The sequence below is a fragment of the Massilia sp. Masssp94 genome (assembly GCF_059491305.1).
On sequence record NZ_CP168501.1, the window covers coordinates 5959711 to 5971938 of the forward strand.

The 12228-nt window shown below is 62.2% G+C and carries 13 protein-coding genes; 11 read left to right on the forward strand and 2 right to left on the reverse strand.

Annotated features, from left to right (window positions below; all coding sequences use genetic code 11):
* Nucleotides 1-76 precede the first annotated feature (76 nt).
* Nucleotides 77-421, forward strand: coding sequence for a site-specific integrase (locus ACEN9G_RS26290; RefSeq protein ID WP_413341468.1), 345 nt, complete (start codon nucleotides 77-79; stop codon nucleotides 419-421).
* A 368-nt stretch (nucleotides 422-789) separates the two neighbouring features.
* Here the strand turns inward: ACEN9G_RS26290 and ACEN9G_RS26295 are convergent, their stop codons facing one another.
* Nucleotides 790-972, reverse strand: a complete 183-nt coding sequence (locus ACEN9G_RS26295; protein WP_413341470.1) for a hypothetical protein — start codon at nucleotides 970-972, stop codon at nucleotides 790-792.
* Between the two features lie 208 nt (nucleotides 973-1180).
* Between ACEN9G_RS26295 and ACEN9G_RS26300 the strand changes: the two genes are divergently transcribed.
* The 10 genes from ACEN9G_RS26300 to ACEN9G_RS26345 all read left to right on the forward strand — a co-directional run bounded on the left by ACEN9G_RS26300 (nucleotide 1181) and on the right by ACEN9G_RS26345 (nucleotide 11554).
* Entirely contained in the window at nucleotides 1181-2662 is a 1482-nt protein-coding gene (locus ACEN9G_RS26300; RefSeq protein ID WP_413341472.1) for a SulP family inorganic anion transporter, read from the forward strand.
* 12 nt (nucleotides 2663-2674) lie between these two features.
* Nucleotides 2675-3535 carry a universal stress protein gene (locus tag ACEN9G_RS26305; protein WP_413341474.1) on the forward strand — a complete coding sequence of 287 codons (861 nt, stop codon included), beginning with the start codon at nucleotides 2675-2677 and terminating at the stop codon, nucleotides 3533-3535.
* A gap of 8 nt (nucleotides 3536-3543) precedes the next feature.
* Nucleotides 3544-5220, forward strand: coding sequence for a phosphoethanolamine transferase (locus tag ACEN9G_RS26310; protein ID WP_413341475.1), 1677 nt, complete (start codon nucleotides 3544-3546; stop codon nucleotides 5218-5220).
* A 14-nt stretch (nucleotides 5221-5234) separates the two neighbouring features.
* Nucleotides 5235-5741, forward strand: a complete 507-nt coding sequence (locus tag ACEN9G_RS26315) for an NUDIX domain-containing protein (protein ID WP_413341476.1) — start codon at nucleotides 5235-5237, stop codon at nucleotides 5739-5741.
* A gap of 396 nt (nucleotides 5742-6137) precedes the next feature.
* Nucleotides 6138-6389, forward strand: a complete 252-nt coding sequence (locus tag ACEN9G_RS26320) for an AbrB/MazE/SpoVT family DNA-binding domain-containing protein (protein WP_413341478.1) — start codon at nucleotides 6138-6140, stop codon at nucleotides 6387-6389.
* Complete coding sequence (locus ACEN9G_RS26325; protein ID WP_413341479.1) at nucleotides 6383-6733, forward strand: type II toxin-antitoxin system ChpB family toxin; 351 nt, start codon at nucleotides 6383-6385, stop codon at nucleotides 6731-6733. The genes ACEN9G_RS26320 and ACEN9G_RS26325 overlap by 7 nt, the downstream gene beginning before the upstream one ends.
* A 126-nt stretch (nucleotides 6734-6859) precedes the next feature.
* The gene (locus ACEN9G_RS26330; RefSeq protein ID WP_413341481.1) at nucleotides 6860-7225 is read left to right on the forward strand and encodes a hypothetical protein; all 366 of its coding nucleotides are present in this window, start codon (nucleotides 6860-6862) and stop codon (nucleotides 7223-7225) included.
* A gap of 48 nt (nucleotides 7226-7273) precedes the next feature.
* Nucleotides 7274-8719 (forward strand): FAD-dependent oxidoreductase, encoded by a 1446-nt coding sequence (locus ACEN9G_RS26335; RefSeq protein WP_483127218.1) that lies wholly within the window; start codon nucleotides 7274-7276, stop codon nucleotides 8717-8719.
* A 249-nt stretch (nucleotides 8720-8968) separates the two neighbouring features.
* Nucleotides 8969-9787 (forward strand): formate/nitrite transporter family protein, encoded by an 819-nt coding sequence (locus ACEN9G_RS26340; RefSeq protein ID WP_371766803.1) that lies wholly within the window; start codon nucleotides 8969-8971, stop codon nucleotides 9785-9787.
* Nucleotides 9788-9820: 33 nt separating this feature from the next.
* Nucleotides 9821-11554: a bifunctional protein-serine/threonine kinase/phosphatase gene (locus ACEN9G_RS26345; protein ID WP_483127219.1), complete on the forward strand. Its 1734-nt coding sequence runs from the start codon at nucleotides 9821-9823 to the stop codon at nucleotides 11552-11554.
* Here the strand turns inward: ACEN9G_RS26345 and ACEN9G_RS26350 are convergent.
* Nucleotides 11551-12168 (reverse strand): M17 family peptidase N-terminal domain-containing protein, encoded by a 618-nt coding sequence (locus ACEN9G_RS26350; RefSeq protein ID WP_483127220.1) that lies wholly within the window; start codon nucleotides 12166-12168, stop codon nucleotides 11551-11553. The genes ACEN9G_RS26345 and ACEN9G_RS26350 overlap by 4 nt on opposite strands.
* Between the last annotated feature and the right edge of the window lie 60 nt (nucleotides 12169-12228).

The following is a 12228-nucleotide window of genomic DNA, read 5'->3' on the forward strand; positions in this document are numbered from 1 at the left end:
TGCCGGCCCTGTTGTAGCCACCGGCGCGCTTGCCTTCGGGCGGTGCGCCGTTTTTTATTGCAGGTCAGAAGTTCACATGGCCCAAGCCACCACGCTCCAGCCGGGCCAAATCCGTCACCTTCTCCGCGTGACGGCGGCCGCCAGCAGGCATCCCGAGCGGGACTCCCTGATTCTTCTGCTGGGCCTAACGGCCGGCATGCGCGTGACCGAAATCGCGCAAATCGAAGTGCAGGACGTGCTGTTCCAACAGGCGCGTTGCGCACCGAAATCAGCCTACGCGCGGCGATCACGAAAGGTTGCCGGCAGCGTTGCATCGACGTTAGCCACGCCAAGGCCATCGAGGCGCTTGACCCGTGCCTGGTCTATCGGACGGCTCGGCGCCTGCGTACGACGGACGATCGGGGCCGCTATCGGGGCCTGAGGCGGCGGTTCCTCGCCCAATGGCCGACGCACAATGGCGTCGCGGCTGATTCAGCAAGGAGAGGAAGCCGAGACCGTCCAGCTGCTGCTCGGGCACGCCGAGTCATATGCTAGTGATTACAATATAATATTTGTCAGTGAATTCAACAAATCCGGGCCCGTAGCCCGGCTTTTTATTCAGCCATCGAACGTTATGCAGGTGTATATGTAATATCGGCACATTTGGGCTCGAGTACGCTCTGCCAAAAAAATGGTCCGCCGATCCGGTGCCTCGATGTAAGAGCAACATCCCGAGTACACCGTGTAGCTCTGAATGGCCGGGTTCGGCCACAACAGACATATCAAACGGTAGCGGTCGGCCAACTATGTTCACGTCAGTAGCATCAACAACCAACCCAAACGCTTGCCCCTCAAAAGCTTTAGCTTGACGAGTACGCATGCTGCATTGCAAAATAGAGCGATGACCGCATTCATTTTCATCTTCAATCTCAACGCCTGTGCAACGCGCAGCGTTGAGTGCGCGCGTTCCGCGTCGAAGATCATGGAAGCCATGAGCTACCCGGGCTCGGAACTGCCTCGCGGCTATTTCTGCTCTGTCACTCCTCCGTAATTCCTTTCCGCACTCGATTTGAAGCAAACCGATCTCGTGTCCGCGACGTCGGCTGATCATTTCGCTCTCGTTCGTCGTGTTCCTGCGCCTGGAGCACGGTGCTCATCTATTCGATGTTTGCTCGGTCAAGTGGACCGGGAAGGTAAATCTATGTCTATACAAACCATTCGTCAGGATTGGTTCTCCTATATCCGCAATGATCTCCTCGCGGGCGTGGTTGTCGCGCTCGCACTTATTCCGGAGGCCATTGCCTTTTCAATTATCGCTGGCGTCGATCCCAAGGTCGGCCTTTATGCCTCGTTCTCAATGGCGGTCGTTATTGCATTCGCAGGCGGACGCCCAGGCATGATCTCCGCCGCTACCGGTGCCATGGCCCTTCTGATGGTCACCCTGGTAAAGGAGCACGGCTTGCAGTACCTGCTGGCCACCACGATCTTGACCGGCGTCCTGCAAATGCTGGCTGGCTGGCTCAGACTCGGAGCACTGATGCGCTTCGTTTCGCGTTCGGTCATTACAGGCTTCGTCAACGCGCTTGCCATCCTCATCTTCATGGCCCAATTGCCGGAGCTGACCAACGTCAGTTGGCACGTCTACGCGCTAACGGCCGCGGGTCTCGCCATCATTTACTTGTTTCCTTATGTCACCAAAGCGATACCATCGCCGCTGGTGACGATCGTGGCCATCACCGCTGTCTCCATCTATCTTGGCCTGGACGTACGCACTGTGGGCGACATGGGCAAGTTGCCCGACAGCTTACCGATCTTCCTGCTTCCTGACGTCCCACTCAATTTGCATACGCTAGCGATCATCTTGCCGGTTTCTGCCACGCTGGCGGTGGTTGGGCTGCTGGAGTCTATGATGACTGCCTCGATCGTGGACGATTTCACCGACACGAACAGCGACAAGAACCGCGAATGCGTTGGCCAAGGCATCGCCAACATCGCTACCGGTTTCCTGGGCGGCATGGCTGGCTGCGCCATGATTGGGCAGTCGGTTATTAACGTGAAGTCAGGAGGCCGCGGAAGGCTATCTACTCTCGCAGCGGGCGTGTTCCTGCTGCTCATGGTGGTGTTTATCGGCGACTGGGTGGCGCGCATCCCCATGGCGGCCTTGGTGGCTGTGATGATTATGGTTTCGATTGGGACGTTCAGCTGGACCTCCTTGCGGAACTTGCGTGAGCACCCGAAGAGCTCGAGTACCGTGATGCTCGCGACGGTCATCGTGGTGGTCGCGACGCACGACTTGGCCAAGGGCGTGCTTGTCGGCGTACTTCTGTCAGGCTTCTTCTTTGCAAGTAAGGTCGGGCGGATTCTGCACGTCAGCTCGATGGCCGCAGACGATGGCCGCACCCGTACTTATGTGGTGACTGGCCAGGTGTTCTTTGCTTCAGCAGAAAACTTCGTCAAAGCTTTTGATTACAAGGAGGTTATCGACAACGTGCGTATCGACGTGAGCCGTTCACACTTCTGGGACATCACAGCGGTTAGTGCGCTGGACAAAGTTGTATTGAAATTCCGACGAGAAGCAACCTCGGTCGAGATCATCGGCCTGAACGAAGCCAGCGCGACGATGGTGGACAAGTTCGCCGTGCACGACAAGGACGGCGCCGCAGACATGCTGATGGGCCACTAAAAGGGGAAGAAAATGGAAAGTGATAAAAAGATCCTGGCTTGCGTCGATCAGTCCGCTTTTGCGGTCCATGTCGCGGACTATGCCGCATGGGCTGCGCGGTGCGTTGGCGCCTCCTTAGAATTGCTCCATGCGATTGACCATCATCCGGAACGAGGGCCGAATGACGACCTCAGCGGAACCATCGGGCTTGGCACACAGGAACAACTACTGGACAAACTGGCGGCTTACGAAGCTGTGCGCATCGCTGCTGAGAGAGACCAATGCAGGGAGTTCCTGAACGGCTTGCGCGAGCGTGCCGCTAGTGTCGGGGCTAGCCTTGTGGAGGTCCGCCAACGCCATGGCCGGTTGGAGGAAGTACTAGCTGAACTAGCATGCGACCCGCGGCTTATGGTTATGGGCCGCGGCGGAGGTGACAACGGTACGGCAACTGGCCGGCTGGGCACCAATGTCAAGGATGTGCTGATAGCGGTACATGTTCCGGTATTGATCGTTTCAGATGCGTTCAAGGAGCCGCAACGGGTAATGATTGCGTTCGATGGCCGTCCGGCAGCGAAGCGTGCCGTAGATATGGTGGCGGCGAGCCCGCTGTTCGAGGGCATTGCGGTGCATCTGTTCATGTGCGGCGAAGGACAGGATGCTTCAAACAAGTTGGCATGGGCCGAAGGCATCCTTCGGGCAGCCGGGCGGAATACGCGTGCCGTGCTCAAACCAGGCGATGTCGCCAGCAACGTCGTTGAAGCGGTAAAGGAGCAGTCGATCGAGATGCTCGTCATGGGTGCATTCGGACATTCTGCACTTCGCAGTCTGGTCTTCGGCAGCAAGACGACGGAAATCATACGTGCTCTCGGCATTCCGACATTACTGCTGCGCTAGGAAGAGCTTTGATTAATAGTAAAACCATCGGCGCCTTATGGGCGCTGCAGCAGGCGGCCGCGCGCACCGCCGCGACATTGATAGCGCTCGGCATTTACTGGCAGCTTGGCATGCAAGACGTCCACAGCCTTACCAAGGCCGCGGCATTCATTGTCATCGCGAATGCCGGCATGGCCGGTCTTTTGCTGCTCGGGTGTAAACGCACGCTGGCTGCAGGTGCTGCTCTTACACTCAACAGTCTGGTCGTCGTAAACGCAGCTGTCGAAGGATTCCTGTTCTGGCTGTACGGACTGGAGCCAAAGCATATTGTGGTCGCGGACGCCATTCTTGGCAGCAATGCAAACGAAGTGCACGAGTTCGTAGTTACCTACTGGCCACATCTCGCATTGGTATCACTACTGACGGTGGCGATTGTCGGCTTGTTTCTTTGGGTGGAGCGTAGGTTGAAGGCGATGCCAGCCAGTATGCCGGCGGCGGGAAGATGGCGCGAGCGCTTGATCGGAACCGGCATGCTTATCTCGTTCGCGGCACTCCACTTCAACACTACGATGGCAGAAGAAAATCCCTTTGTCTACTGGCCGGCTTACCTCGCGGACTATCGAGAGCAACGGGCATTCATGACAGAGGTGAAGGGTAAAGTTGCTGCCGACCTGGTAAATGCGCAACGGTACCCCACTACCTATGTCGGTCCGCCAAAACAAACCGTGGTTGTGGTGCTGGGCGAAAGCGTAAACCGGAGTAACTGGTCTCTGTACGGTTATGCTCGAAACACCACGCCTGAATTAATGGCAAAGCGTGATGAGCTGATCGCATTCAATAACGTGCTGTCGTCGGACGCCGCCACTGTCCAGTCCCTGCTTAAAATGCTTAGCCCTGCCACGTTGCAGCGCCCCGATGCGTGGTTGACAGAGCCGAACGTCCTGGCTCTAGCGCGCGTGGCCGGCTATCACGTGGTCTGGTTGTCGAACCAGGAACAAGGGGATGGTCCCATCCAGATCCTCGCCGAGCACGCGAACGAACAAATTTTCGTTAACAACGGCCATGGCCGCGGTACGCGCAGCCTCGACGAACGCCTCTTGCCCAAACTGAAACATGTCCTTGCAGGCAAAGCACCGCGCAAGCTGATCGTCGTTCATATGCAGGGCGCGCACCTTCGCTACGACCTGCGTTACCCACCCGCCTTCGACAAGTTTTCCGGCACCAACGATGCGGTGGCGAGCTCCCTATACGCTGCAGGTCGGCCCTACTGGATTCGGAAATCACGGGACGAATACGATAACGCCATGCTTTATACTGACCACGTTCTGTCGTCGATGCTTCAGACGGTCGCGCAGGCCTCACCGGGAGGTTCACTCTCGCTACTCTACGTTTCTGATCACGGTCAAGAGGTTGGACACAACCGCAATTTTGCCGGGCATTCCTCAACCGACATGAGCGGTTACCAAGTGCCTCTCCTGCTGTGGCAACACGATAGGAAGCGAGCCGCGAGCGACTATCGCATTGCACTCGAAGCCCGGCCATACCGTACTGACAGTCTCGATCATACCTTGCTTGGACTCCTTGGCATTCAGACTCCTTTCTATCAGGCAGAGCACGATATCCTCAGTGACAGGTTCAGCAGCCCGACACTCATCTCTCGTCACGACAAGTGCCCTGATTCAACAGCGCCTGTCCCTTGCATATGACTCTTCTCTATACGATGACTGATCCCAGCGTTACCGAAAAGGCCGGACAAGTCATCCTTGAACGGCAGGCCGTACGCGCCGTCGTCCTGCACGGGAGCGAAGTGCTCCTGTTATACACGCAGCGTTACGATGACTTCAGTTTTCCTGGAGGAGGATTGGATGCCGGGGAGGCAGCCGAGGAAGGGCTCATTCGTGAAGTCAGGGAAGAGACCGGAGCTACCGGCTTTAGTATCGGCCCCTACCTCGGGTATGGCGATGAGTACCGCCCCGCTCGGAGACCCGGACATGACAAGCTATTCATGCGCTCGCATTTTTATCTCTGTCAGTCGGACTACATACTTGGCAAGGCTGCACCGGAGTCCTATGAGCTAGCGAATGGGATGGTGCCGAAATGGGTTGATATCGACGAGGCGATCGCGCACAACGAATCAGTCTTGCGCAGCCAGCCCTCAAGTATGGGCATATCCATCCACCGGGAGACGTTCATGTTGCGATATGTCGCTGCACACTTGGTAGGCTGACGCGTCAGTAGTCACACCCGTCGACGCCGTATTTGGATTGGTGTCCGCTATTGACAGTACACCTCGGAAGCCAATAGCCGGGTGAAGACAGATGCTGGCGAGGTTGTCTACTCAGTCGGCTACCTTACGGCAATTCAGAAGGTGCTCGAGCACCGAACCCCAATCTCGACTCTGTTCAAATGTGATAGTCATAAGCCGGCAAGGCTTGTCGGGCGGTGCTTATGATATGAGGCACTCACAAGATCGGAGCTGGACCACGTTCGTCCTTATCTCCAAGTGTCGCAAAAGAGGCTCGAAGCGATGTTCGAGGCAGTTCTTTGATGTGTATCTACATTGTAGGATTTGCTTGCGGCGCCGCATTGTGGGTAATACAATGTATCTACATTGGAGGTAACTATGGAACTCTCGATTCAAAAGTGGGGCAACAGTGCGGCAGTCCGACTGCCGTCTGCTTTGCTGAGTCAACTAGGCGTTGCACTTGGCGACAAACTGAGCGCGGACATGCGACCGGAAGGACTGGTATTGCGGCCTGCTCGCAAAACCTACTCTCTTGCAGATCTGATGGCGCAATGTGATCTGAAGGCGGCGCCTCCTGTAGACGCGGAGGCCTGGGAAGGCAGCAAACCGGTAGGCCAGGAAGTATGGTGAGGCGTACCACGTTCAACCGTGGAGATATCGTTCGCGTGAACCTTAACCCAACAGTAGGGCGAGAGCAGCAAGGCGATTTTCGTCCTGCCCTCGTACTCTCCCCGGCCGCGTTCAATCTCATGGGGGTGGCTTTAGTGGCACCAATTACTCAAGGCGGCGATTTCGCTCGCTATGCGGGCTTCGCAGTGCCGTTGAGTGGATCGGGCACTGAAACCCAAGGTGTCGCGCTGGTGAATATGATTCGCACAATGGATTTGGCCGCTCGCGGGGCGAAGAAAATCGAAACAGCGCCTGAGTTCGTGGTCGAGGACGCGCTTGCCCGGTTACGGGCTATTCTCGACTAAGGAAAAATACGGCGCCGACGACAGCAGCAGCGGCCGAAGTGATCACGTGGCGGCATCGGGTCTGGAAGAACGTCGGCGACACGCCAGGACCGTGCTCGGCAAGTCAAGGAAAACACCAGGACAACAATGGAAAATGAATCGAATTCGAGACGGAGCCTCCTGCATCGACTCCCCCCTTTTCATCACATCCTTCTCATCGCTTTATTCGTCGGCCTCGGCACGTGGTACGCGTTTAAATCCCTGGATGAAGTTCATCAAGAAGCGGCGCAGCGTCAAGCGAGCAATGAACTGGACAATGAGCTGGAGAATCGGCGCATCGCCGAAATCGAAGCGATCAAGGCCAGGCTGCGGCGAGCCGACCCCAAGCACGAGCAGACCTGTGCACACGCCGCGAGCTTTCGCTATCCCGAAGAGAACAACGAAAGCGAGTTGACCCACATGCGCCGAATCGAAAACTGTGTGGATCAGATAGCAAAGCGGGCAGCGCATTGAAGAGGAAGAGAGCGCATTAACGGTCTCCATCGAAATACAGGTGAACCAATGCAGGCAAGCGACCACGACATCATCATCGTCGGCGGCGGCCCCACGGGCCTGATGCTGGCCGCCGAACTGGCATTGGCCGGCGTGGACGTCGCCATCGTCGAACGCAAGGCGGCGCAGGCCCGCGTGGGCGGCCGCGCCGGCGGGCTGCACGCGCGCACGCTCGAACTGCTCGACCAGCGCGGCATCGTCGACCGCTTCCTGGCCGCGGGCAAGACGCACCCGCGCGTCAGTTTCCACGCCGCCCTCGACATCAGCGATTTCCCGACGCGCCACAACTACCTGCTCGCGCTGGCGCAGGAACAGACCGAACGGCTGCTCGCCGCGTGGGCCGACGAACTGGACGTGCGGATCTACCGCGACCGGGACGTGGACGGTATCGCATGCGACGACGAAGGCGTCGACGTCACGACGGCGCAGGGCACGCGCCTGCGTGCGCGCTGGCTGGTCGGCTGCGACGGCGGCCGCAGCCGCATCCGCAAGCTGGCCGGCATCGGCTTCCCGGGCTGGGATGCGTCGACGAGCTGGATCATCGCCGAAGTGAAAATGCGCGAAAAGCCGGTACTCGGCTTCCACGAGGACGCATCCAGCCGCCATGCGATGTCCATGCTCGACGATGGCGAGACGGTCGGCGTCGTGCTGGCCGGACGCGATCCGCAGGCGGCCGGCGAGCCGACGCTCGACGAACTCGCCGCGGGCCTGAAAGTCATCTATGGGACCGATTTCGGCATCCATTCTTCCACGTGGCTGTCCCGCTTCAGCGACGCCGTGCGCCAGGCGGACGCCTATCGCAAGGACCGCATCCTGCTCGCGGGCGACGCCGCGCACATCCATCCGCCGCTGGGCGGGCAGGGCCTCAATCTCGGCGTGCAGGATGCCGTCAACCTCGGGTGGAAGCTGGCGCAGGTCGTGAAGGGTGTATCGCCGGCGGCGCTGCTCGATACCTATCAGGCCGAACGCCATCCCGCCGCAGCGCGCGTGCTGCGCAACACGATCGCGCAAGGTGTGCTGCGGCGCCCGGACGACCGCACGCCCGTGCTGGGCGAATTCGTCGCGGAGATGCTCGCGATGGACGAGCCGCGCAGGCGTTTCGGCGCGATGATCGCCGGCCTGGACATCCGCTACGACCTGGGCGCCGGCCACCCGCTGCTCGGGCGGCGCATGCCGGACCTGGACATCGTTACGGCGGCGGGGCCGACCCGCGTCTACGCGCTGCTGCATGACGGGCGGCCGGTGCTGCTCGACGTGGGACTGGGCGCGATGGTCGACGGCGGCCGCGTGAAACGGATCGAGGCGACGTTCGATGGCGTGTGCGAATTGCCCGTCGTCGGCGCGGTGCCGCTGCCGGCCGCGATGCTGATCCGGCCCGATGGGTATGTGGCGTGGGCCGGCGATGGCGGCGCGGACGGCCTGCGCGCCGCGCGCGCGGCCTGGTTCGGCGCCTGACCGGGGCCAGGACGCGCATCGCGCCACACGGCCTGCATCGTTCGTGTGCACGCACGTGGGCGTCCTCTCCAACAATGGTGCGCCACCGCACCAGCAGGCAGCACCGGCACGGTCGCGGTGCGCAGGTCCGTGAGAATCGCCCCGGTCTGATGCGGGCCCGCTTCTTGCATAACTCCCCATGACGGCGCAATCGACGCCGGATTACCGATCAACATTGCCGCGTCATCGCGGTTCCCTGGGGAGTATTTCATGGCGTACCTGGTGCCTTCAGAATTCGTGACCAAGATGGTCGACGCGGGCGAATCCAAGATCTATATGTCGACGCGCGATGCGCTGATCCGCGCCTACATGGCCGGCGCCATCCTTGCCCTGTCGGCGGTGTTCGCCGTCAGCTGCTCGGTGGCGACCGGCGTGCCGCTGATCGGCGCGCTGCTGTTCCCGGTGGGTTTCTGCATGCTGTACCTGCTCGGCTTCGACCTGCTGACCGGCGTGTTCGTCCTGACGCCGCTGGCGCTGATCGACCGGCGGCCCGGCGTCACGCTGCCGCGCGTGATCAAGCACTGGGGCATCGTCTTCGCCGGTAACTTCCTCGGCGCGTTCACGGTGGCCTTCCTGATGGCGTATATCTTCACGTTCGGCTTCCACACGGACGGCGGCGTGCTGGCCAAGACGATCGGCACCATCGGCGAAAAGCGCACGCTGGGCTATGCGGAATACGGCTTCGCCGGCATGGTCACCCTGTTCATCCGCGGCATGCTGTGCAACTGGATGGTGTCGACGGGCGTCGTGGGCGCCATGATCTCGACGACGGTCGGCGGCAAGGTCATCGCCATGTGGATGCCCGTGATGCTGTTCTTCGCGATGGCGTTCGAACACTCGGTCGTGAACATGTTCCTGTTCCCGTTCGGGATCCTGACGGGCGCGCACTTCACCTTCCTCGACTACCTGGTCTGGAACGAGATCCCGACCGTGCTGGGCAACCTCGTCGGCGGCCTCGCGTTCACCGGACTGACGCTGTACTCGACGCACGTGAAGACGGCGCCGAAGCGCTCGTTCAACAAAGTCTGACGACGCGCGCGCCGGCGTCCCGCTTTGCAGCCCATGATGCAGCCTTTGACGCTCTCCGTCGGCCAGCACAGTGACCGGGGCCGCAAGGCCGTCAACCAGGACTGCCACGGCGTGGTGATCCCGCGCGCGCCGCTCGCCTCGACGAAGGGGGCGGCGCTCGCGCTGGCGGACGGCATCAGCAGCAGCGCCGTGAGCCACGTCGCCAGCGCCACCGCCGTCGCGGCGTTCCTCGACGATTACTACGCGACGGCGGACGCCTGGTCGGTCCGGACGTCGGCCGAGAAGGTGCTCGCTGCCGTGAATGCGTGGCTGTATGCCCATACGCGGCAGGGCCAGGACCGCGCCGACCAGGACTGCGGCCATGTCTGCACGTTTTCCGCGCTCGTCATCAAGTCGAACACCGCCCACCTGTTCCACGTGGGCGACGCGCGCATCTACCGCGTCCACGCGGGCGCGCAGGGCGCCAGCCTGGAACAGCTGACGACCGACCATCGCGTGTGGGTGTCGCCCGAGCGCAGCTACCTGAGCCGCGCGCTGGGCGTGCAGGACCGTATCGAGATCGACTACCGCGCCGTGGCGCTGGAAGCCGGCGACCTGTTCATGCTGGCGACGGACGGCGTGTACGAGCACGTGTCGGGCGCCGACGTCCACGCCGCGTTGCAGGACGCGCCGGACCTGGACGCGGCCGCGAGCCGTCTCGTGCAGCGCGCGTTCGCCAACGGCAGCGCGGACAATCTCACCGTGCAGCTGGTGCGCATCGAATCTCTGCAGGCGCGCGAAGCCTCCGAACTGCTGCGCCAGATGGCGGACCTGCCGCTGCCGCCGCTGCTGGCCCCGCGCGCGGAACTCGACGGCTACCGCATCGTGCGCGAGGTGCACGGCAGCAGCCGCAGCCACGTCTACCTGGCCGAGGATCCGGACAGCGGCGCGCACGTCATCCTCAAGATGCCCTCCATCGATCTCGCCGGCGACCGCGCCTACATGGAGCGGTTCGTGATGGAAGAGTGGATCATGGGGCGCGTGCGCAGCCCGCACGTCGTCAAGCCGGCGCCGGCGCGGCGCCGCAGCCATGTCTACGTCGCCGCCGAATACATCGAAGGCGTCACGCTGGCGCAGTGGCTGCGCAGCCAGCCGCGCCCCGGCCTGGACGCCGTGCGCCGCATCGTCGACCAGGTGGCGAAAGGCTTGCGCGCGTTCCACCGGCTCGAGATGCTGCACCAGGACGTCCGGCCGGAAAACGTCATGATCGACGCCGCCGGCAACGCGCGCATCATCGATTTCGGGTCGGTGAGCGTGGCCGGCGTCGTCGAGATGGCCTCCCATGACGAGGACTGGACGCTGCAGGGCGCCGCGCTGTACGCCGCACCGGAGTACTTCCTCGGCGAACGCGGCACCGTGCGTTCGGACGTGTTCGCGCTCGGCGTGCTCACGTACTTCATGCTGACGGGAGAGCTGCCGTACGGCGTCGGGATCCCGCGCGCGGCGGGGCGCGCGGCGCAGCGCCGGCTCGCGTACACGCTCGCGCGCGAGCACGATCCGTCGATTCCGGCCTGGGTCGACGCGGCGCTGCACAAGGCGCTGCAGATCGATCCGCGCCGGCGCTACGAGGACGTCGCCGAATTCGTGTACGACCTGCACCATCCGAACAGCGCGTTTGCCGAGCGGCGGCGCACCCCGCTGATCGAACGGAGTCCGCTGTTGTTCTGGAAGGCGGTGTCGTTCGGGCTGGGGGTGGCGCTGGTGGCGGACCTGGCGTTGCGGGGCTAGTCGCGGGCCAGACGCGCGAACGCCTCCGCGAATGCCCGCCCCGCCGCCTCGGCACGCGGCGCCCCGACGTCGAACGTGCAATGCCGCAGAGACGGTGCCGCCGCGAGGCCGGCCTGCGCCAGCATGTGCTCGGCCCGCAGCGCGCCCAGCATCCCGTCGAGCATGACGTTCTGCATGTCGAGCCTCGCATTGTCCGTGTGTCCGGCATCGAGCACGCTGGGCGCGAACGCCATCGACACGGCGCCGTAGCGGATCGCCTCGCGCATCGCGACGCGGCAGGCGCGCCGCAGCATCTCGCCGTCCAGCCGCCCCGGATCGCCCATCCCGATCACCAGCACCGCGCGCGCCGCCACGGCGGGCGGCGGCGACGTGATGAGCAGCGTCTCCAGCGGCTGCGCGCGGAATGCGCCCGTTGCGCGCAGGCGCGACAACTGGCCGCCGAGCGCCTGGTCCAGCGCGAGCAGGCCGCCGGCCATGCCGCCGCCGAGTTCATGCTCGAACATGCAGGCGACGCTGAAGTCGACGTCGGCGTGGGATGGGCCCCAGGCGACGACGTCGAACTGGACGCCGTCGGCGGTGCCGATCGGCAGGCGGGTGGGTGAGGTGTCGGTCATGATGGGGCCATGCTAACGCGGTTCGCGCCGCCATGCACCGGCCAATGGTCAGGGTGGCGG

Coding starts and splice junctions, on each gene's coding strand:
- ACEN9G_RS26290 (WP_413341468.1), top strand. CDS start 77: ATGGCCCAAGCCACCACGCTCCAGCCGGGCCAAATCCGTCACCTTCTC.
- ACEN9G_RS26295 (WP_413341470.1), bottom strand. CDS start 972: ATGGCTTCCATGATCTTCGACGCGGAACGCGCGCACTCAACGCTGCGC.
- ACEN9G_RS26300 (WP_413341472.1), top strand. CDS start 1,181: ATGTCTATACAAACCATTCGTCAGGATTGGTTCTCCTATATCCGCAAT.
- ACEN9G_RS26305 (WP_413341474.1), top strand. CDS start 2,675: ATGGAAAGTGATAAAAAGATCCTGGCTTGCGTCGATCAGTCCGCTTTT.
- ACEN9G_RS26315 (WP_413341476.1), top strand. CDS start 5,235: ATGACTGATCCCAGCGTTACCGAAAAGGCCGGACAAGTCATCCTTGAA.
- ACEN9G_RS26320 (WP_413341478.1), top strand. CDS start 6,138: ATGGAACTCTCGATTCAAAAGTGGGGCAACAGTGCGGCAGTCCGACTG.
- ACEN9G_RS26325 (WP_413341479.1), top strand. CDS start 6,383: ATGGTGAGGCGTACCACGTTCAACCGTGGAGATATCGTTCGCGTGAAC.
- ACEN9G_RS26330 (WP_413341481.1), top strand. CDS start 6,860: ATGGAAAATGAATCGAATTCGAGACGGAGCCTCCTGCATCGACTCCCC.
- ACEN9G_RS26335 (WP_483127218.1), top strand. CDS start 7,274: ATGCAGGCAAGCGACCACGACATCATCATCGTCGGCGGCGGCCCCACG.
- ACEN9G_RS26340 (WP_371766803.1), top strand. CDS start 8,969: ATGGCGTACCTGGTGCCTTCAGAATTCGTGACCAAGATGGTCGACGCG.
- ACEN9G_RS26345 (WP_483127219.1), top strand. CDS start 9,821: ATGATGCAGCCTTTGACGCTCTCCGTCGGCCAGCACAGTGACCGGGGC.
- ACEN9G_RS26350 (WP_483127220.1), bottom strand. CDS start 12,168: ATGACCGACACCTCACCCACCCGCCTGCCGATCGGCACCGCCGACGGC.